The sequence below is a fragment of the Palleronia caenipelagi genome (assembly GCF_007004065.1).
GTDB lineage: Bacteria > Pseudomonadota > Alphaproteobacteria > Rhodobacterales > Rhodobacteraceae > Palleronia > Palleronia caenipelagi.
In genome coordinates this window covers 1-18,708 of sequence record NZ_VFSV01000017.1, presented here as the reverse complement: position 1 = coordinate 18,708, position 18,708 = coordinate 1, and the positions used below count along the sequence as shown (strand labels likewise).

25 protein-coding genes, 1 tRNA gene and 2 pseudogenes are annotated in these 18,708 nt (G+C 62.1%); 16 read left to right on the top strand and 12 right to left on the bottom strand.

Annotation, left to right across the window (positions count from 1 at the left end; translation table 11 throughout):
* Window positions 1–31: 31 nt before the first annotated feature.
* The 4 genes from FEV53_RS20850 to FEV53_RS10965 are packed head-to-tail and all read left to right on the top strand — an operon-like array spanning window position 32 to window position 2,985.
* Window positions 32–187 carry a hypothetical protein gene (locus FEV53_RS20850; protein WP_185962169.1) on the top strand — a complete coding sequence of 52 codons (156 nt, stop codon included), beginning with the start codon at window positions 32–34 and terminating at the stop codon, window positions 185–187.
* Between the two features lie 8 nt (window positions 188–195).
* Entirely contained in the window at window positions 196–1,062 is an 867-nt protein-coding gene (locus FEV53_RS10975) for an ATPase (protein WP_142834857.1), read from the top strand.
* Between the two features lie 56 nt (window positions 1,063–1,118).
* The gene (gene metA / locus FEV53_RS10970; RefSeq protein WP_142834856.1) at window positions 1,119–2,036 is read left to right on the top strand and encodes a homoserine O-acetyltransferase MetA; all 918 of its coding nucleotides are present in this window, start codon (window positions 1,119–1,121) and stop codon (window positions 2,034–2,036) included.
* 49 nt (window positions 2,037–2,085) lie between these two features.
* The gene (locus FEV53_RS10965; RefSeq protein ID WP_246100789.1) at window positions 2,086–2,985 is read left to right on the top strand and encodes an alpha/beta fold hydrolase; all 900 of its coding nucleotides are present in this window, start codon (window positions 2,086–2,088) and stop codon (window positions 2,983–2,985) included.
* Between the two features lie 95 nt (window positions 2,986–3,080).
* On the opposite strand, the gene FEV53_RS10960 is transcribed toward FEV53_RS10965, so the two are convergent.
* A complete protein-coding gene (locus FEV53_RS10960) occupies window positions 3,081–3,398 on the bottom strand; it encodes a DUF6280 family protein (RefSeq protein WP_142834854.1) in 318 nt (105 codons plus the stop codon).
* A 213-nt stretch (window positions 3,399–3,611) separates the two neighbouring features.
* Between FEV53_RS10960 and efp the strand changes: the two genes are divergently transcribed.
* Window positions 3,612–4,175: an elongation factor P gene (gene efp / locus FEV53_RS10955; RefSeq protein WP_142834853.1), complete on the top strand. Its 564-nt coding sequence runs from the start codon at window positions 3,612–3,614 to the stop codon at window positions 4,173–4,175.
* 96 nt (window positions 4,176–4,271) lie between these two features.
* On the opposite strand, the gene FEV53_RS10950 is transcribed toward efp, so the two are convergent.
* Window positions 4,272–4,499: an IS3 family transposase gene (locus FEV53_RS10950; RefSeq protein WP_142834852.1), complete on the bottom strand. Its 228-nt coding sequence runs from the start codon at window positions 4,497–4,499 to the stop codon at window positions 4,272–4,274.
* A 12-nt stretch (window positions 4,500–4,511) separates the two neighbouring features.
* Window positions 4,512–4,661 carry a hypothetical protein gene (locus FEV53_RS20845; protein ID WP_185962168.1) on the bottom strand — a complete coding sequence of 50 codons (150 nt, stop codon included), beginning with the start codon at window positions 4,659–4,661 and terminating at the stop codon, window positions 4,512–4,514.
* On the opposite strand from FEV53_RS20845, the gene FEV53_RS21505 reads away from it, so the two are divergent.
* A complete protein-coding gene (locus FEV53_RS21505; protein ID WP_425465482.1) occupies window positions 4,660–5,052 on the top strand; it encodes an NAD(P)/FAD-dependent oxidoreductase in 393 nt (130 codons plus the stop codon). The genes FEV53_RS20845 and FEV53_RS21505 overlap by 2 nt on opposite strands.
* Window positions 5,053–5,258: 206 nt before the next feature.
* A complete protein-coding gene (locus FEV53_RS10940) occupies window positions 5,259–5,924 on the top strand; it encodes a DUF6338 family protein (protein ID WP_142834851.1) in 666 nt (221 codons plus the stop codon).
* A gap of 237 nt (window positions 5,925–6,161) precedes the next feature.
* On the opposite strand, the gene FEV53_RS10935 is transcribed toward FEV53_RS10940, so the two are convergent.
* From FEV53_RS10935 to purC, 3 genes are all read right to left on the bottom strand, one after another.
* A complete protein-coding gene (locus FEV53_RS10935; RefSeq protein WP_142834850.1) occupies window positions 6,162–6,419 on the bottom strand; it encodes a hypothetical protein in 258 nt (85 codons plus the stop codon).
* Between the two features lie 137 nt (window positions 6,420–6,556).
* The gene (murD, locus tag FEV53_RS10930) at window positions 6,557–7,960 is read right to left on the bottom strand and encodes a UDP-N-acetylmuramoyl-L-alanine--D-glutamate ligase (RefSeq protein ID WP_142834849.1); all 1,404 of its coding nucleotides are present in this window, start codon (window positions 7,958–7,960) and stop codon (window positions 6,557–6,559) included.
* Window positions 7,961–8,018: 58 nt separating this feature from the next.
* Window positions 8,019–8,780, bottom strand: coding sequence for a phosphoribosylaminoimidazolesuccinocarboxamide synthase (gene purC / locus FEV53_RS10925; RefSeq protein WP_142834848.1), 762 nt, complete (start codon window positions 8,778–8,780; stop codon window positions 8,019–8,021).
* Window positions 8,781–8,898: 118 nt separating this feature from the next.
* Between purC and FEV53_RS10920 the strand changes: the two genes are divergently transcribed.
* Window positions 8,899–9,207 carry an ATPase inhibitor subunit zeta gene (locus tag FEV53_RS10920; protein ID WP_142834847.1) on the top strand — a complete coding sequence of 103 codons (309 nt, stop codon included), beginning with the start codon at window positions 8,899–8,901 and terminating at the stop codon, window positions 9,205–9,207.
* Window positions 9,208–9,332: 125 nt separating this feature from the next.
* Entirely contained in the window at window positions 9,333–10,346 is a 1,014-nt protein-coding gene (bmt, locus tag FEV53_RS10915; protein WP_142834846.1) for a betaine--homocysteine S-methyltransferase, read from the top strand.
* Window positions 10,347–10,365: 19 nt separating this feature from the next.
* On the opposite strand, the gene FEV53_RS10910 is transcribed toward bmt, so the two are convergent.
* A complete protein-coding gene (locus tag FEV53_RS10910; protein ID WP_142834845.1) occupies window positions 10,366–11,451 on the bottom strand; it encodes a PA0069 family radical SAM protein in 1,086 nt (361 codons plus the stop codon).
* Between the two features lie 133 nt (window positions 11,452–11,584).
* On the opposite strand from FEV53_RS10910, the gene FEV53_RS10905 reads away from it, so the two are divergent.
* From FEV53_RS10905 to FEV53_RS10900, 3 genes are all read left to right on the top strand, one after another.
* Window positions 11,585–12,289, top strand: a complete 705-nt coding sequence (locus FEV53_RS10905; RefSeq protein ID WP_142834844.1) for a corrinoid protein — start codon at window positions 11,585–11,587, stop codon at window positions 12,287–12,289.
* Between the two features lie 164 nt (window positions 12,290–12,453).
* A complete protein-coding gene (locus FEV53_RS21500; protein ID WP_246100788.1) occupies window positions 12,454–12,612 on the top strand; it encodes a hypothetical protein in 159 nt (52 codons plus the stop codon).
* 62 nt (window positions 12,613–12,674) lie between these two features.
* A complete protein-coding gene (locus tag FEV53_RS10900; protein ID WP_246100787.1) occupies window positions 12,675–13,247 on the top strand; it encodes a DUF1638 domain-containing protein in 573 nt (190 codons plus the stop codon).
* A 3-nt stretch (window positions 13,248–13,250) separates the two neighbouring features.
* Here the strand turns inward: FEV53_RS10900 and FEV53_RS10895 are convergent, their stop codons facing one another.
* Window positions 13,251–13,655 carry a SufE family protein gene (locus tag FEV53_RS10895; protein ID WP_142834842.1) on the bottom strand — a complete coding sequence of 135 codons (405 nt, stop codon included), beginning with the start codon at window positions 13,653–13,655 and terminating at the stop codon, window positions 13,251–13,253.
* A gap of 132 nt (window positions 13,656–13,787) precedes the next feature.
* On the opposite strand from FEV53_RS10895, the gene FEV53_RS10890 reads away from it, so the two are divergent.
* Window positions 13,788–14,192 carry a hypothetical protein gene (locus tag FEV53_RS10890; protein ID WP_142834841.1) on the top strand — a complete coding sequence of 135 codons (405 nt, stop codon included), beginning with the start codon at window positions 13,788–13,790 and terminating at the stop codon, window positions 14,190–14,192.
* 14 nt (window positions 14,193–14,206) lie between these two features.
* Here FEV53_RS10890 and rnd read toward each other — a convergent pair whose 3' ends face one another.
* The 3 genes from rnd to purM form a co-directional block, all read right to left on the bottom strand.
* Window positions 14,207–15,367 (bottom strand): ribonuclease D, encoded by a 1,161-nt coding sequence (gene rnd, locus FEV53_RS10885; RefSeq protein ID WP_142834840.1) that lies wholly within the window; start codon window positions 15,365–15,367, stop codon window positions 14,207–14,209.
* Window positions 15,368–15,478: 111 nt separating this feature from the next.
* Entirely contained in the window at window positions 15,479–16,066 is a 588-nt protein-coding gene (purN, locus tag FEV53_RS10880) for a phosphoribosylglycinamide formyltransferase (protein ID WP_142834839.1), read from the bottom strand.
* The gene (gene purM / locus FEV53_RS10875) at window positions 16,063–17,109 is read right to left on the bottom strand and encodes a phosphoribosylformylglycinamidine cyclo-ligase (RefSeq protein ID WP_142834838.1); all 1,047 of its coding nucleotides are present in this window, start codon (window positions 17,107–17,109) and stop codon (window positions 16,063–16,065) included. The genes purN and purM overlap by 4 nt, the downstream gene beginning before the upstream one ends.
* On the opposite strand from purM, the gene FEV53_RS10870 reads away from it, so the two are divergent.
* Both FEV53_RS10870 and FEV53_RS10865 read left to right on the top strand, forming a co-directional pair.
* On the top strand, window positions 17,102–17,488 hold the full coding sequence (locus tag FEV53_RS10870) for a hypothetical protein (protein WP_142834837.1): 387 nt from the start codon (window positions 17,102–17,104) through the stop codon (window positions 17,486–17,488). The two genes, purM and FEV53_RS10870, sit on opposite strands and share 8 nt — an antisense overlap.
* Window positions 17,489–17,532: 44 nt before the next feature.
* A tRNA-Ile gene (locus FEV53_RS10865) sits at window positions 17,533–17,609 on the top strand.
* A gap of 423 nt (window positions 17,610–18,032) precedes the next feature.
* On the opposite strand, the pseudogene FEV53_RS10860 reads toward FEV53_RS10865, so the two are convergent.
* A pseudogene (locus tag FEV53_RS10860) lies at window positions 18,033–18,419 on the bottom strand (transposase); the annotation flags it as partial.
* Window positions 18,420–18,533: 114 nt separating this feature from the next.
* Here FEV53_RS10860 and FEV53_RS10855 point away from each other — a divergent pair.
* Window positions 18,534–18,708 (top strand): annotated as a pseudogene (locus FEV53_RS10855) (IS5/IS1182 family transposase); the annotation flags it as partial.

The following is an 18,708-nucleotide window of genomic DNA, read 5'->3' as shown; positions in this document are numbered from 1 at the left end:
GTGGACTTATGGGGGCGGAGCCGGGCTGCTCGTGATCGCGCGGGTCCTGCCCGTGGCCATCGTGCGGGGCGCCCCGGTGCGGGGCGAGACGCTGTTGCCGCCAGATTTCGCGGACTTCGAATTGATCGCGCCTCGGATCGCCGTGCCGCGAATGCGCGCACTTTCAAAGCCCGTTCGTGCGGGCTAAGAAAGCCCATGATCTACCGCACCTCCCACGACTGGCGCGCGGCGCCCTCGAAGCGAGTCATGCTGTTCGGCATGTCGGGCCTCGGCAAGACCTATCTTTCCAACATGTTGCGCGACAGCGGGACGTGGTTTCACTACTCGGTCGATTACCGCATCGGCACCCGCTACATGGGCGAGCATATCGCTGACGAGTTCAAGCGTTGTGCCATGCAGGTTCCCATGCTGCGGGACCTGCTGATGTCCGACTCGATCTACGTCGCGTCGAACATCACCTTTGACAATCTCGCCCCGCTCTCCAGCTATCTGGGCAAGCCCGGCGATCCGGCCCGCGGCGGGCTGCCCTTTGAGGATTACCTGCGGCGGCAGGACCAGCATCTGGAGGCGGAGACTCTGGCCATGCGCGACACGCCGCATTTCATCGAGCGGGCGCAGGACCTCTATGGCTACCCCCATTTCGTCTGCGACACGTCGGGGTCGATCTGCGAAGTCGTCGACCCGGAAGACCCGGATGATCCGGTCCTGTCGGTGCTGGAGAAATCGCTGCTCATGGTCTGGATCAAGGGTTCCGAGGCGCATACGGACGAGTTGATCCGGCGCTTCGACAAAGAGCCTAAGCCCATGTATTACCAGCGGGATTTCCTGCTCTCGGCGTGGTCGGACTACCTGTCGGAAACCGGGCAGGAACCCGGTGGTGTTGATCCCAACGCGTTCATCCGCTGGACCTTTGCCCGGGCTCTGGCCCACCGGCAGCCACGTTACGCCGCCATGGCCCGGCGCGGTGTGACAGTCTCCGCCGACGAGGTGAGCGCGGTGAAGACCGAGGGCGATTTCACCGATCTCATCGCGATGGCCCTCGACAGAAGCCGCGACGCCTGACGCTTGCCGAGGCGCCCGCCGAACCCTATCTCGGCTGTTCATCAGAAAGGACCCCCATGCCGATCAAGCTCCATTCCAACCTGCCCGCCTTCTCCGTTCTCAAGCGCGAGGGTGTACAGGTGATGGGCGAGCGGCAGGCGGCGCGTCAGGATATCCGGCCTCTGAAAATTGGCCTGCTGAATCTGATGCCGAAGAAGATCCAGACCGAGATCCAGTTTGCACGGCTGATCGGGGCCGGACCCTTGCAGATCGACCTCAATCTGATCCGCATGTCCGAGCACCAGACGCGCAATACCGCTGCCGAGCATATGGAAGAGTTTTACCGCCCCTTCAGCGAGGTGAAGGGCGAGAAATTCGACGGGCTGATCATCACAGGCGCTCCCATCGAACATCTTGATTTCGAGGACGTCACCTATTGGGGCGAGCTCTGCGAGGTCATGGACTGGACCCAGACCAATGTTCAGTCAACCTTTGGTGTCTGCTGGGGCGGCATGGCGATGATTTACCATTTCCACCGGGTGCCGAAACATATGCTGGACGCCAAGCTTTTCGGCTGTTTCCGGCACCGCAATCTGGCGCCTGCCTCGCCTTATCTGCGCGGGTTTTCAGATGAATGCGTGATCCCCGTCTCTCGCTGGACAGAAATGCGGCAGGAGGACATCGATCAGGCACCGGGGCTGCAAACGATCCTGTCGTCGGATCTGACGGGACCCGCTCTGGTGGACGATCCGACTCATCGCGCGCTCTACGTGTTCAACCATTTCGAATATGACGACGACACGTTGCAGCAGGAATATGAGCGGGATCTGGCCGGTGGCACCGAGATATCAGTCCCCGCGAACTATTTTCCCGAGGATGACCCAACGAGAGCTCCGCTCAACCGTTGGCGGAGCCATGGCCACCTCCTATATCTGAACTGGATCAACGAGATTTACCAGTCAACGCACTATGATATCGAGAAAATCGGCACGTAGTATTGGAACAGCAGCTCTGGCGGCCACCGGCGCGCTGGCAGTAGGCCGTATGGCCGCCCGCCGCGCGGAGAGGGCCGAGGCCCAGTGGCCGCCTCTGGGTGATTTCGTCGAGATCGAGGGGCGCAAGGTCCACTACGTGCAGGCGGGTGAGGGTCCCCATCTGGTGCTCATCCACGGCGCCAGCGGCAACATCCGCGACTGGACGTTCGGCTTTCTGGATCATCTGACCCACCGCTACACGGTCACGGTGTTCGACCGTCCGGGGCTGGGCTATACGGATCACCATCCCGAGCTGTCAGGACCGTTCGACACCCGCGCCGAAGGCCCGGAAGATCAGGCTGCGCTCCTGAAACGCGCCGCGACGGAGCTGGGCGTGCGGGATGAGATCGTGGTCGGTCATTCCTTTGGCGGATCTGTTGCCATGGGCTGGGCTCTGAATCACGACCCTGCCGCGGTGGTTGCGCTGGCCGGTGCCACGCAGCCCTGGCCGGGCGGACTGGGCGCGCTTTACACCGTGAACGGGACCGCGCTGGGCGGTGCAGCCGTTGCCCCGCTGATTGCGGCATTCGCGTCAGAGCCATGGGTCGCTTCAAAGATCGAACGCGTGTTCCATCCGCAACCCGCCCCCGAGGGCTATGCGGACCACATCGGCGTGGACCTCACCCTGCGGACGCAATCGGTGCGCGCGAATGCCCGTCAGATCACCAATCTGCGCCCCCATGTGGTCTCTATGTCCCGGCGCTACCCCTCGCTGACCCTGCCCATCGAGCTGGTCCACGGGACCGAAGACGCGATCGTGCCGATCCATGTGCACTCAGAACCCCTGTCTGAGCAGGTCGACAGCGCCCACCTGACCCGGCTCGACGGTATCGGTCATATGCCGCACCATGTGGCCACCGAAGAGGTGACCGCCGCCATCGAACGCGCCGCTCGCCGCGCAGGGATCTGAGGGAGCACAACCGTTCGTCCTATCGGGATGCTGTAACAAAAAACCGCAGCGCGGGGCTGCGGTTTTTCGTATTTGACGTGGTGGGGAGGCTGGCGTCAGGCGGCTTCGGCCTGCGCGGCGTTGCGGCGTTCGCTCTCTTCGCGGGACAGCGCCACCGAGGTGCGCACGCCTTTGCGAACGAATTCCATAAGACCGGTCACAACCCGCTCATTGGGGTCGATGCCGGCACAGCTCAGCACTTCACGGCCATCCCGTGACCGCGCCCAGCGGGCGATCTGTTCGGGTCCGTTACCGTATTTCTTGTCATCCGCAATGGCATCGTCCAGCGCGGCCAACACCACCGCAGCGAAGAGCTTGCGGGCGCGGTTACCCTGTTCGTGCGTGAAAGCGGTTGCATCAACGAAGTCTACCATTCGAAGTCCTTTTATTCTTGTTTTTACTTTTTTGTGGTGGCGCCCCTTATGACGGGTTGTGAGCGCTATAGGTGTGCCAATTCAGCATGGCAGTGTTGTGTTAGGCGCATGGCTCTGAGGGGCGACTGCATGGCAGGCGCGCCCTGTTGCGCCACACTCTCCCGAGCGATATAGGCGCGCTATCCACTTCTTCAATCCGTGAGACGTCATTCCATGCCCAAGATCAACGGTAATGAGATTCGCCCCGGCAACGTGCTGGAGCATAACGGCGGTCTGTGGGCCGCGGTGAAGGTCGACCATGTGAAGCCTGGCAAAGGCGGCGCTTTTGCTCAGGTCGAGATGCGCAACCTGCGCAACGGGTCCAAGCTGAACGAACGATTCCGCTCCGCCGACAAGGTCGAGCGCGTGCGGCTCGAGCAGAAGGACCAGCAGTTCCTCTATGAGACCGACGGGATGCTGGTCTTTATGGATAACGAGACCTTCGAGCAGATCGAGCTGCCCGCTGACATCCTCGGCGATCGCCGTCCGTTCCTACAGGACGGCATGACGATCCAGATCGAATATTACGAGAGCGAGGCGCTGAACGCGACGCTGCCGCAGAAAGTCACCTGCAAGATCGTCGAGACCGAGCCGGTGGTCAAAGGCCAGACCGCGGCCAATTCCTTCAAGCCTGCCGTGCTCGACAATGGCGTGCGCATCATGGTGCCGCCCTTCGTCGGTCAGGACGAGGATATCGTCGTGAACACCGAGACCATGGAATATTCCGAGCGCGCCTGATCTCTCTCCAGTTTCATGACCACCGACGCGTCCGCCGAAAGGTGGGCGCGTCTTTGTGATCTTCGTCCCGGTTTCCGGACAGTGTGATTGTTGATCCTACGCGGCCATTTTCCAACTCATTTCTGTGAACGCCTGTGCCGGTGTCTGGTATCCGATGGCTGAATGGCGGCGTTGGCGGTTGTAGAAGACCTCGATGTACCCGAAGATCGCGACCCTGGCCTGTTTCCGGGGTCCGAACCGATGGCGATGGACCAGCTCCTTCTTCAGCGAAGAAAAGAAGCTCTCCATCGGGGCGTTATCGAGGCACTGACCCTTGCGGCTCATCGATTGGATCAGCTATGCGCGATATATGATCTTGCGGTTGTCGCCACTGGCATTTTGCACGCCGCGGTCCGAATGCAGGATCAGCCCCGGGACCGGGCCCCGCCGATCCAGAGCCATTCGGAGCGTGTCGCAGGAGCGCGCCGCTTTCAGATGTTTGGCCATGGACCAGCCTACGATTTCGCGGGTTGCATTCACCACCGCCCTTGCCCCGCACCTGCCCCAGCGCCTCATCGCCGACCGCTTGCCGCAGGCCAGCACGACCCGCATGGGCGACCAGTCCGATCAGGCCCTGTCGGAGATCCTCGCGCAGTTCCGCGACTGGCACCTCACCCTCGCGGGTACCGAAGGCTACCGCACCGCCGAAGTCACCGCCGGCGGCATCGCCACAGACGGGCTCTCTTCCAAAACCCTCCAAAGCCGCCACCTCCCCGGCCTCTACGCCATCGGCGAAGCCGTCGACGTCACCGGCTCGCTCGGCGGCTACAATTTTCAGTGGGCGTGGTCATCGGGCTGGGCGGCGGGAACAGCGATCAGAGACGCCAAGCCATCCTGATCCCAAACACCTGTCACGCCAGTGACAGGCACGCGTCCGCCCAGCCCAAACAGGGCGGACACTGGCACCATATTGGTCAACTACCTCGATGGAATTGTTGCCGCGACAGAGCTCGACACATTGCGCTCTTGATACTCGATCCATACCTCCGTACCCAAACCAAAGGAAACGCCACATGAAACTGTGATTACTTTGAGGTATGCAAATTGAACCTCGCATTAGCTCAACTTGCCCTCGTCTTCATGCCTGGCATCATATGGGCAAACGTTGACGCGAAATATGGGGCTGGACAGAAGCCGCAACAAACAACCTTAATCATTCGCGCATTTCTTTTTGGTATAGCAACATACTCAGCATTGTTTTTGATATACTTTCTTTGCGGTAGAGATTTTGGAGTTACTTCTCTTGCTGGCGATTCTGGCAAGATCGACATTGTGCCTCTACAAGATGAGATCGCTTGGTCCATTCCCTTATCTTTTTCGCTCTCGGTTGTATGGCTTTGGGCAGTTCGCTATCGCTTACTGATGCGATTTCTGCATAAAATTGGGGCAACCCGACGGTACGGGGATGAGGACGTTTGGAGTTTCACGATGAACTCCGTTGCGCCACATGTCGAATATGTGCATTTTCGCGACATAGAAAATGGATATATCTTTGCCGGCTGGGTAAGCACGTACTCAGAAAACGACGATCAGAGAGAACTTCTGCTCCGGGAGGTGATAGTGTATGACGAGGAAGGTATCGAAGTGACACGAACACCGCACCTTTATATCTCTCGTCCCAAATCTAATATCTGGATTGAGTTTCCATTTGAGGAAGGAGGACAACAAGATGTCAAAGCAGAAACCAACAAAAACGGTCGTGATACGTGACGGTGGCATAATCAAAGGAGGGCATAACACCACTTCGAAAATTCAGACACGACCACCGGCACCAAAACCAACCAAACCAGCCAAACCAGCTAAATAACGTTCGAGTTTAAGAACGATACATTGAAGGCACGTTCGCGGCAGCACCGTTGCTCTCGATTTGGTTGCAGCATCGACATCTCTTCGGCTGACCACGGCCCGATGCGCATTCGTTTGCCCCTCCGTGGAACTATGCCCCCCTCACCCCTCATACCCCATCGCCTCCCGCATCTGGCGCCAGCAGGCGATCAGCTCGCTTTCCCTCCGGCGCATCTCCCGCACCGAATAGGCGGCCACGTCATCCAGCATCGCGGCGTGGCGGATCGGGACGATGGCGACCTGCGGGGTGCCGTGGTTGGTCAGGTAGAGATGCCCTTCCTCGGCCTTCACCCAGTCGAGGTTAAAGGCCATCCGGTCCCGAAACAGGCTCACGGGCATCTGGCGGAATTTGGGCAGCATGGGCGCACTCCTCTCTCAGGTGCTCCCACTCTGCCCCAGCCCCCCTAACCGCCCCTCACCCCACCGCGCGCAGCCCCGCGCGGCGATGTGTCCAAAATCGGGGGTTAAATTGCCAAATGGCGTACAACAGCGCCGGGTTATTTGTCCGAAATGGCCTGCGGCGACAGCGCCCCGACGCGGGCGATGAAATCCTCGCCACGCTTCTCGAAATCGGGATATTGATCAAAGCTTGCCGCTGCGGGCGCCAGCAGGACCACGTCGCCGGGCTGGGCTTCCTCGGCGGCGCGGGCCACGGCGACCTCCATGGTCTCGCAGATCTCCACCGGCACCGAGGTGAGCTGCACCGCGAACTCCCGCGCGGAATGGCCGATCAGATAGGCCTTGGCGACGCTGCCCAGATGCAGCTCCAGCGCGGCGATGCCGCCGTCCTTGCCCAGGCCGCCGGCGATCCAGCGAATGGACTCAAAGGCTTGGAGGGCCTTGGCCGCCGCGTCCACATTGGTGGCCTTGCTGTCATTCACGTACCGCACCCCACCCCGCTCGGCCACGAGTTGCGAGCGGTGGGGCAAGCCTTTGAAGGACCTCAGCCCCGCCTCGATCACCCGCGGCGCCAGTCCCAGCGACCGGCAGGCGGCATAGGCCGAACAGGCGTTCTGGTGGTTATGCGAGCCCGGCAAGCCCGCCACATCGCGCAGATCGACAGACGCCACCTGCCGCCCCTTGCGCGATTCGGAGAGGAAACCTTTGCGTCCGATGACCGACCAGCCCGGCCCCGGCAGCTTGCGCTCGACCGAGATCCGAATCACACGATCATCCCCGAACCCCTCCGTCATTTGCCCCGCCAGGAACCGTCCCTCGACCTCATCGACGCCGATCACAGCCCGGTCCGGCCCGCCTTCGGCAAAGAGCCTGCGCTTCGCCGCGAAATAGCCGCCCATGCCGCCATGCCGGTCCAGATGATCCGGAGAAAGGTTCGTGAAAACAGCCACATCCGGCGTCAGCGCCCGGGCAAGCTCGGTCTGGTAGGAGCTCAGCTCCAGCACCACCACATCGCCCTCACCCGGCACGTCGAGGTCGAGAACCCCGCGCCCGATATTGCCCGCCAACTGCACCGGGCGACCCGCCTCTTGCAGGATATGGGCGATCAGCGCCGAAGTAGTGGACTTCCCGTTCGAACCCGTCACCGCCACCACCCGCGGCAATCCCGCCTCGCCCCCGAGAGATCGGAAAAACAGGCCGATATCGTTATCTACCGGCACGCCTGCGGCGAGCGCCGCCTCGATCACCGGGTGCGGTTTGGGGTAGAGATGCGGGATCCCGGGCGAAACGACCAGCTCCGCTACACCCTCAAATGCGCCGCCCCGGGTGAGGTCCCGGATCTCGAACCCTTCCGCCTCCGCCCGCGCGCGGCCCTCAGCGCCATCATCCCAGCACACTGCCGTGCCGCCACCCGCCACGATAGCCCGCGCAGCCGACAGGCCGGACCGGCCCAACCCAAGCACGGCGACCTGCCGACCTGCCACACCATAGACCGGTATCATCGCCGCCCCGCCCCTGCTTCTTTGTGTTCGAAAATACCCACTGACCCGCGGGCAGATATCAGTTGATCAGAGTCGGCTTCGTCGTGTGAGTCACATTCGAGGGCAAGACCCCCAGCCGCCGCGCCACCTCCGTATAGGCATCCGAGAGCGAGCCCAGATCCCGGCGGAACACGTCCTTGTCCAGCTTCTGACCCGTCTCGATATCCCAGAGGCGGCAGGAATCCGGGCTGATCTCGTCGGCCACCAGCAGACGCTGATAATCATTGTCCCAGACACGCCCGATCTCGATCTTGAAATCCACCAGTTTGATGCCGACGCCCAGCATCAGGCCGGACATGAAATCATTCACCCGCAGCGCCAGCGACACGATGTCGTCCAGATCCTGCTGACTGGCCCAGCCAAAGGCGATGATATGCTCCTCGGCCACCAGCGGATCGCCCAGCGCGTCGTCCTTGTAGCAGAACTCGATGATCGGTCGCGGCAGGGGCTCGCCCTCCGGTATGCCGAGACGTTTGGACAGCGAGCCAGCGGCAAAGTTGCGCACGATCACTTCCAGCGGGATGATCTCGGCGGCACGCACCAGTTGCTCGCGCATGTTCAGGCGCTTGATGAAGTGGTTCGGCACGCCGATCTGAGTCAAACCGGTCATGAAGAATTCGCTCAGGCGGTTATTGAGAACTCCCTTGCCCTCGATGGTCGCCTTTTTCTCCGCGTTAAACGCGGTCGCGTCGTCCTTAAAATACTGCACGATTGTGCCCGGTTCCGGGCCTTCATACAGGATCTTCGCCTTGCCTTCGTAAATCTTCTTGCGGCGCGCCATGCTGGCCCCCTCTTGTGTTCGATCCCGCCTATAGGCCAATCGGCGGAACCGGGCAAGAACTGGCCCTTGCGCCCCGGCCATCACCGCGCATAGCTTGCACAAAACGAAGGAGAACCGGATGAGTTTGTTTGACGACCGTGAGCGCGCGTTTGAAGCGAAGTGGGCCCATGACGAAGATACGCGGCTGCTGCTTCAGGCTATGGCCAACCGCCGCCTCGCCGAATGGGCCGCGCGCAAGGCGGGTCTGACGGGCAACAAGGCGCTGAAGGAAATCCACCGCCTGACGAAGCTCGAATACACCGCCAACGGCCCCGCCGCCTTCCGTAGCGAAGTGATCGCCACCAGCGGTTGTACCGAGCAAGAGGTGTCGAACAAGGCCAACGAGTTCCTCGTCCAGGTCGAGGCCGAGACCGCCTCCGAGAACTGAGCGGGCCTCTGGCGCGACGGCGTCTGAGAAACATGCGGCGGACCGCAAGATCGTCATGAGAAATCCGCAATTGCGGTCCCCGCCCCTCTCTGCCAATGGGCTTTGGTCAGATAAAAGGACCTCCCATGGCAGACGCGCTTTCAACAATGCTTGCCGAACGTGACTGGATTCTCGCCGATGGCGCGACCGGAACGAACCTGTTCAACATGGGGCTGAGCTCCGGCGACAGCCCGGAACTGTGGAATGTGGACGCGCCGGAGAAAATCCGGGCACTGTATTCCGGCCCCGTCGAGGCGGGCTCGGATCTGTTCCTGACCAACACCTTTGGCGGCAATGCCGCCCGTCTGAAGCTCCATGATGCCCAGAGCCGCGTGCGCGAGCTGAACCGTGCAGGCGCGGAACTGGGGCGCGAAATCGCGGACAAAGCGGGCCGGACTGTGATCGTCGCGGGCTCCATGGGTCCCACCGGCGAGGTCATGGCGCCGCTCGGCGCGCTGACCTATGATGACGCTGTCGAGATCTTCCACGAGCAGGCCGAAGGTCTGAAGGACGGTGGGGCCGATGTGCTCTGGGTCGAGACGATCTCCGCCCCCGAGGAATACCGCGCCGCCGCCGAGGCCGCCGCGCGCGCCGGGATGCCCTGGTGTGGCACCATGTCCTTCGACACTGCAGGGCGCACGATGATGGGGACCACCTCCGCCGAGATGGTGAAACTCGTGGGCAAAATGGACCCCGGTCCGCTCGCCTTCGGGGCCAATTGCGGCGTCGGCGCGTCTGATCTGCTGCGCACCGTTCTGGGCTTTACCGAGGCCGGAGCCGACCGGCCGGTGATCGCCAAGGGCAATGCGGGCATCCCGAAGTATGTCGAAGGCCACATCCACTATGACGGCACGCCCGAGGTGATGGCCGACTATGCCGAACTGGCCCGCAATTGCGGCGCGCAGATCATCGGCGGCTGCTGCGGCACCACGCCCGAGCACCTCTCTGCCATGCGCGCAGCGCTGGAGACTCGTCCCAAGGGCGCACGGCCGGGCCTTGACGAGATCGCGGCGAAGCTCGGCGGGTTTTCCTCAGCCAGTGACGGGACCGGCGACGATGCGGGCCCCAAGCGTGAACGGCGCGGGCGTCGCCGGGGCTGAGATCGCCATGGACGTGCTGTCAGAACAGCGACGGCTGCCGCGCGTCTCCGAGGGGGCGCTCGAACAGGTCGGAGCGCAGCGCGGGCATACCTGTGGCGAGCCCCAAGCGCCGCGTGGCGAGGGCAAAGCGCTTGGCGATCATCTGGGCATGCAGCCCTTCACCGCGCATCCGGTGCTGCCATCGCGCCGAGTACAGCGCGCCGCCATGCATCTCGCGCAGACGTGCCCGCACCTTGGACGCACGGCCCGGCAGTTCCGTGTCGAGCCAGTCCTCGAAAAGCGGCGCGACCTCATGGGGCAGGCGCAGCATGACCCAGCTCGCACTGGTGGCACCCGCGTCACGGGCGACGGTCAGGATCGCTTCGACCTCGGGATCGGTCAGGCCCGGCACCACCGGCGAGACCATGACCCTCACCTGCACACCCGCACGTGCCAGACGCTCGATGGTCTGCAGCCGCCGCTGAGGCGCGGGTACGCGGGGTTCCATGCGCCGCGCCAGATCCCGGTCCAGCGTCGTCACGCCGATCCCGACCGAGGCCAGCCCTGCGCCGCTCATCTCCGCCAGAATATCGATGTCGCGCTCGACGAGCGCGCCCTTCGTCGCGAGAATCAGCGGGTGTCGAAACCTTTGCAAGACCTCCAGAATCCCGCGCGTCACGCGGCGGTCCCGCTCGATGGGCTGGTAACAATCGGTGTTGGTCCCCAGCGCAATGGGCGCGGGCGTATAGGACAGTTTGCGCAGCTCTCGCTCCAGCACCTCCGGCGCATCAGGGCGGGCGATGAGCTTCGTCTCGAAATCAAGCCCGGACGACAGCCCCAGATACCCATGACCCGGCCGCGCAAAGCAATAGATGCATCCGTGCTCGCACCCGCGATAAGGGTTCAGAGACCGGTCAAACCCGATATCGGGCGAGCTGTTGCGGGTGATCATGCTGCGCGGCCGCTCTTCGGTGACTGCAGTCCGGATGGGTGGCGGCTCTTCGCGATGCCAGCCGTCATCAACCGGCGCACGGTCGAGAATCTCAAAGCGGGAAACCGGATTGAGACCAGTCGCGCGACCAGCGAAAGACGCCTCTCTTTTTCGGCTGAAATCTGCCTGAGTCATTGAAATAAAATGGAACACATCAGGAACATTTGCAAGACCCGTCGAGAAAAGACGGCATATGGTCGCAAATTGGCCGCGATCGTGAGAGAAACCGGAATAGGGCGCAGGGAACTGCGCGTGAGGGAGTGACGCGATGTCAGACGAAGAAGAAGATCTGATCCTGTCCGAACTGAATGACGAGGAACTCGTCGAACAGATGATGGACGACCTCTATGACGGGATGAAGCCGGAGATCGAGGAAGGGGTGAATATCCTTCTCGAACGGGGCTGGGCGCCCTATCGGATCCTGACCGAAGCCCTTGTGGCCGGTATGACCATTGTCGGGAATGACTTCCGCGACGGCATTCTGTTCGTCCCCGAGGTGCTCCTGTCGGCCAACGCGATGAAGGGAGGCATGGCGATTCTGAAGCCGCTGCTGGCCGAGACAGGTGCACCGCGCATGGGCAAGATGGTCATCGGCACGGTGAAGGGCGACATCCATGACATCGGCAAGAACCTCGTGGCGATGATGATGGAAGGCGCCGGGTTTGAGGTGGTCGATCTCGGGATCAACAACCCGGTCGAGAATTACCTGGAGGCGCTTGAACAAGAGCAGCCGGATATTCTCGGAATGTCCGCGCTCCTGACCACCACCATGCCTTACATGAAAGTCGTGATCGACACGATGGTCGAAAAGGGCCTGCGCGATGATTACGTCGTGCTGGTGGGTGGCGCACCGTTGAATGAAGAGTTCGGCAAAGCCATCGGCGCGGACGGGTACTGCCGCGATGCTGCCGTGGCAGTGGAAATGGCCAAGGATTTCATCAAGCGGCGCCACAACCAGATGACAGCCTCCTGACCGGCACGATCAAACCCGGCAGATCGGGACAGAGGGGCAGGATTGCCCCTCTTTTTTTGTCAAAACCTGTCCAAACTCGCTGACATCCATCCGTCAGGATAGTTTATTAAATTCGATTTTTTAGCCATCTTCGCAGGTAAGAACACGAATAATGGTAACGCCTCATGATCCGTCTCCTGATTCTGCTAGTGGCAATCGTCGCCGCAGCAGGCGCCACACTGTTCGCAGCCTCCGAAGCGGGAGCGCTTCTGGATCCGATCCTGTGGTTCGTCCCGGCTCTGGCAGCGTCGGCCGTGACGGGACGCTGGCTCTACCGGAAGTAACGGCCCCTGCGACCGACGCGGCTCTGACGGAATCCGGTCTCGCGCCAAGAGGTCAAGGTCGTGTGCTGGTTTTGGCCTGTGGCGCCATCGCGCGCGAAGTCATGGCGCTGATCCGTCTGAACGGGCTGGATCATCTGGATCTCGCCTGCCTCCCTGCGATCCTCCATAATACACCCGATCGCATCGCTCCTGCCCTGCGTGCGGCGATCGCAAAGCATCAGCCTAACTACGATCGAATTATCGTGGGCTATGGCGATTGTGGTACGGGCGGAGAGATTGATCGCGTGTGCGCGGAGACCGGCGCAACACGCCTGCCCGGCGCCCATTGTTACGCGTTTTTCAGCGGTGTCGAGACGTTCGACGCGGTGGCTGAGGACGAAATCGCCGCCTTCTACCTGACTGATTTTCTGGCCCGGCAGTTCGACGCCTTTGTCACGCGGCCCCTCGGACTGGATCGCCACCCGGAGTTACGGGACATCTATTTCGGGAATTACGAAAAGCTGGTCTATCTGGCCCAGACCGACGATCCAAAACTGACTGAGGCCGCCCAGGCGGCGGCGGACCGGCTGGGTCTCGCCTTTGAGCGGCGGCAGACCGGCTATGGTGACCTGGTGCCCGCGTTGCAGGATGCCTGAGGCCTAGCGCGCGGTGACGTTGCGGATCCGGTCCACCATCGCCCGCAGCCCGTTCGAGCGCTGCGACGAGAGGTGATCGTTCAGCCCCAGCCGTGCAAGTTCCGCCTCAGCGTCGATCCCATGCACCTCAGCGACCGGCTGCCCGGCATAGAGCGCGTGCAGAATGGCGATCAGCCCCTTGACGATCATCGCGTCCGAATCGCCCTGAAAGGTGAAGGTCTCGCCGGTGACATCCGGGACCAGCCAGACCTGACTTGCGCAGCCCTCGACCTTGGTCGCCGGAACTTTGAGGGCGTCATCGAGCGGCGGCATATCGCGACCCATTTCGATCACGTGACGATAGCGATCTTCCCAATCGTCCAGAAAGGCAAAAGTGTCGACAATCTCTTCGAACGCAGCGCTGGCCATCTCGGGTCTCCCTCAGATGCTCTGCAATTAGGCGGGCGGCGCAGGCTGTGCAACCGGGGACGGGGCGCTTTTCTCTGCTGCGGCGATGCGCTAACCCGGAGACCAGAGATCGGAACGAAGTGAGGACGCCACATGCGCGGCATTGTTATCGGAACACTGAGCGCAGTGGCGCTGGCGGGGTGCGCGACGCTGGGGATCGGCGGAAACGAGACCAGCGAACCGGTCGAAAGCGCCACGCTGATTGCGGAGATCCAGACCCTCGCCGTGTCCCAGACGCCCTCGGGTGCGGTTATCCGGGCCACCGGGCTGGCCGATCGTCAGGGATATCACAGCGGTGCGCTGGTTCCGTTGCCAGATGGCGACCCGTCGACCCTCAGCTACGTTTTCGAAATCGGAGAACCCGTCGAGGCGACCCGCGTGTCCACCCCGCGGTCACGCGAGGTCACCGTGGCCACCGTGGTCAGCAATCAAAACCTGATCGGAGTGCGGGAGATCCGCGTCTCGGCCGCCCGCAACGCACAGGCTGTCCGTCGCTGACAGGGCAGCCCGGATCAGTCGATCCGGAGCACCACTACATCGCTGCCCTTGGCCGCCAGAGCGATTTTTCCATCGATCAACCGCTCGGCATCCTCTCCGAACACCTTGCGGCGCCAGCCCGTCATCGCCGGGAGGTCCCGGTTCCCGGCGGCCATCTCATCGAGTTCCGGCGCCGTAGCGATGAGCTTTTGTGCGACACCAGCGCTCTCGGCCTTCGCCTTCAGAAGCACCCGGAGGAGATCGGCCAGAGCCGGATTAACCTGCAACTGGGCCTTCGAGCGGGGCGTCTCCGGGTAGTCCTCTGGCTTGACGGCCAGACCGCGCTCGATGGCGGCGAGGATGCCCTCGGCGATTTCTCCCTGCCGCGCCTCACGGAGCAGCAGCCGAGAGCGGCCCAGATCCTTCATGCTGCGCGGCTTGACCGAGGCGAGCTCGACCAGCGCATCATCCTTATAGACCCGGCTGCGGGGCACGTTGCGCGCCTGCGCGTAACCTTCGCGGAACGCCGCAAGCTCACGCACCAGAGCCAGGAACTTGCCCGTCTGCGTCCGTGTCTTGACCCGTTTCCACGCATCTTCGGGACGGGTGATATAGGTCTGCGGATCGGTGAGAACCGCCAGCTCCTCATCGACCCAGGCGGTCCGGCCATTGGTCTCGATGGTCTTCGCCAGATGCTCGTAGATCTTTCGCAGATGGGTCACATCGGCCAGCGCATAGGTCTTCTGGGCGTCGGTCAGGGGGCGACGAGACCAGTCGGTAAAGCGAGAGGATTTGTCGATCTCCGCCTTGGCGATCTTGCGGACGAGGGTCTCATAGCCGACCTGCTCGCCATAGCCACAGACCATCGCCGCGACCTGCGTGTCGAAAAGCGGCTCGGGCACCACATGGGCGTCGTGGACGAAGATCTCTATATCCTGCCGCGCCGCGTGGAAGACTTTGACCACCGAGGTGTCGCGGAAGAGCTCGTAAAGCGGCTCCAGCGACAGATCCCCGGCCAGAGGGTCCACCAGGACCGCGTCTTCTTCACTGTTCCCGGGAATGGCCAGCTGGACGAGGCAGAGTTTGGAATAATAGGTCCGCTCGCGCAGAAACTCCGTGTCGACTGTCACATATGGCTGGCTGCGAGCCCGCTCGCAAAAGCGTGCAAGATCTTCGGTCTTGGTGATGGTGATCATGGCGCGCGCGGCCCTCCTTATGTTCCCGCTCTGATAAATCCTCGGCGGGACGAAAGGAAGGCTGTGCGGCCAAGTTCCGATGGGCTGGCGTGTTCGCGCCACTGCTTTCGCTCAGAGGGTGAGCAGCTCCCGGTTCCCCCCGGCCACACGCCGCAACACGGCGGGGTACAGACGATGCTCAGCAGTCAGCACCCGCGCGGCCAGTGTGTCGGGCGTATCGTCCGGTTGCACCGGCACGCGCGCCTGCCCGAGGATCGGGCCTTCGTCCAGATCGGCGGTAACCTCATGAACCGTGCAGCCCGCCTCGGTATCTCCGGCCGCGATGGCGCGGGCATGGGTATGGAGCCCTGTATATTTCGGCAGCAGAGATGGGTGGATATTCAGCATCCGCCCGGCCCATTTCGAGACAAATCCCGGCGTCAAAATTCGCATGAAGCCCGCCAGACAGATCAGGTCCGGCGCAGCGGCCTCCAGCGGTCCGGACAAGGCTGCCTCGAATGCTGCGCGATCTTTTCCAAACGGGCGATGGTCCACTGCTGCTGTCGGCACCCCCAAAGCCTCAGCCCTGGCCAGACCACCCGCCTCAGGATCATTGGACAGCACCAGACAGGGGCGCGCCGGGTGATCGCCCTCCATGCTCTCGACGAGTCGGAGCATGTTCGACCCGCCTCCAGAGATCAGGATGGCGACGCGTTTCACAACAGCGCCCCCTCATATGCGACGCCCTCGGTTCCGGTCACTGACCCGATGACCCGGGCATCATGGCCCGCTTCGGCGAAACCCGCGATGATCGACTCCGCCCGGTCCGGGTCAGCCACAACGCAGAAACCGATGCCGCAATTGAAGGTCTTGAGCATTTCGGCCTCTGCCACGCCGCCGGCCTCGGCGAGCCAGCGGAAGACAGGCGGCAGATCCCAGCTCGACAGGTCGATCTGTGCCCCCAGCCCATCGGGGAAAACGCGCGGCAGGTTTTCCGTCAAACCACCGCCGGTGATGTGCGCGAAGCCGCGGACGCCACCGGCCCGATGGGCGGCCAGCGCAGGCTGCACGTAGATGGCGGTCGGCGCAAGCAAGGCCGCGCCCAGCGATCCTTCGCCAAACGGTGCATCCGAGTCCCAGCCCAGCCCTGCATGCTCAACGATCCGACGAACAAGCGAATAGCCGTTGGAATGGACCCCGTTGCTCGCCACGCCGATAATCACGTCACCCTCAGCCAAGCTGCTCGGGAGGTGTCCACCGCGCTCCATGGCACCCACGGCAAAGCCAGCCAGATCGAAATCACCCGCCCCGTACATACCCGGCATTTCGGCGGTCTCGCCCCCGATCAGCGCGGCCCCGGCGGTCTGACACCCCTCGGCAATCCCCTCGATAACCTTCGCCGCTTCGTCCACATCGAGTTTGCCGGTGGCGAAATAGTCGAGGAAAAACAACGGTTCGGCGCCCTGACACACCAGATCGTTCACGCACATGGCGACGAGATCAATACCGACGCCCGCCACTTCGCCCGTATCGATAGCGATGCGAAGCTTGGTCCCAACCCCGTCGGTGGCGGACACAAGGATCGGGTCCTCATAGCCGGCAGCCTTCAGGTCGAACATGGCGCCAAAGCCGCCCAGCCCGTCCATGGTCCCGCTCCGCGCGGTGCGGGCTGCAGCGGGGCCGATCCGCCGCACAAGGGAATTGCCCGCTTCGATATCGACGCCGGCCTCGGCATAGCTCAGACCTTCGGACTCTTTGGCCATCGGTGTTCTCCTGTCGCTGTCCCGGCTCCGTTACAGCGCGGACAAAAAATCAGCAACAGGCGAGGGAACCAAACCGCAAATGTGGCGTTTTGAAGGCATAGACCAACCAGGGATCACTGCCATGAAACCCGCACTCTTTGCTTTAGCTCTTTGCCTGCCCACCGCCGCATTTGCGCAATCCGATATTCTGGAAGTACAGAGCGCAGACGACGTCCGCACGCTCGCCGAGATCGACAATGACCCGTCGACCTTCACTGATGACGAACAGCGTAAGTTTGCGCTGTTGTCGCAGATCCTTGGGCTCGACGGCACCCAACCGACCGCCAACGCGACGGCCAGCGTCGAACCAATGGATGTCACCGACGAAATGCCTCTTTGAGCGTCTTCCATGTGGCGAAAGGCTCTGCTAACCCGTGAGGAGGCGGGCCTGTAGCTCAATTGGTTAGAGCAGAGCGCTCATAACGCTTTGGTTGGGGGTTCAAGTCCCTCCGGGCCTACCAAAAGGTTATTTTCTGGTCCAATATCAATATCTTAATATTTTGCGCGGACCACTATATGCCCGTTATATTTCAATGGCATAAAAGAACCGTGTCCCACCAATTTGAAGGCCGAATCCAATAATTCTGTGAACGGGCCACACGGATCTGCCGAGCCATTTAGGCTAGCACCGCCCCACCGTCCCATTACGCCGGTTCAACCCGACCGCCAGCGGCCGGTCCTCAGAGACGATTCGTCTCGCCAGATCCGTTCTATCTATCTGCAGCTATTCTGTCAGCGTGCCGAATTCTCCGTCACTCAAGCCCGGCCTCGGGGCGAAGGAGGCCATCCACGGGAGCACTAGCTATTGGCTGATTCTGCGAAAAAACAACGCATTGCGAGCGCAGAAACAGTCGATCTGAGGACGGCGCGAGTGCCTTTTCTGATCAGGCTTCCCGCAGATGCTGCGGTGCGGGGAAGATCTTGGCGAGTTTGCGGAGGTTCTGGGCTGTTGCGGCGAGGAGGCATTCGTCGCTAGCGCCGCATGGGCCGCGTAATCGAAGTCGTCCCAGCCCGAGGATGCGTTTGAGGTGGGCAAAGAGCATCTCGACTTTCTTTCGCAGCTTCATCGCGATGACATAGTCGTCGGTCTCAGCCAGATCCCGGGCGACCTGGCGGGCGTCTTCATGCTCTTCGCGCGTGATCTGTCTGGCATCGGCGTTGGGGCAGCATCTGGCTTTCGAGGGGCACGCCTGCCAGACGTCTTTTAGTGCGCGGTAGCGGGCCGTGACCTTGCCCGTCGCCCCCCGGTTCGGGTCAGGATAATTGGTTCGCCCTGAACAACACCCATCCCATTGTTTTTGCGATATAACACAGTGTCTCCGTCAGGTTTCAGGCGCAGCATTTGGTATTTTTGCAGCCGGACCCCTGCAATTTCGAGCTGCGATATGAAGCCCGGAAAGCCTTCCCCGGAGCAGGATGATCTGCTGCGCGCGCGACGGGTCGGGATGATCGACATGCGCCACGAACTGGTGAAGCTCGCCGCTCTGATCGACCGGGAGGTGTTCGAGCGGGAACGGGCCGGGTTGTTCCTGTCGCAGACCGGTCGCCCTGCCACGCCGA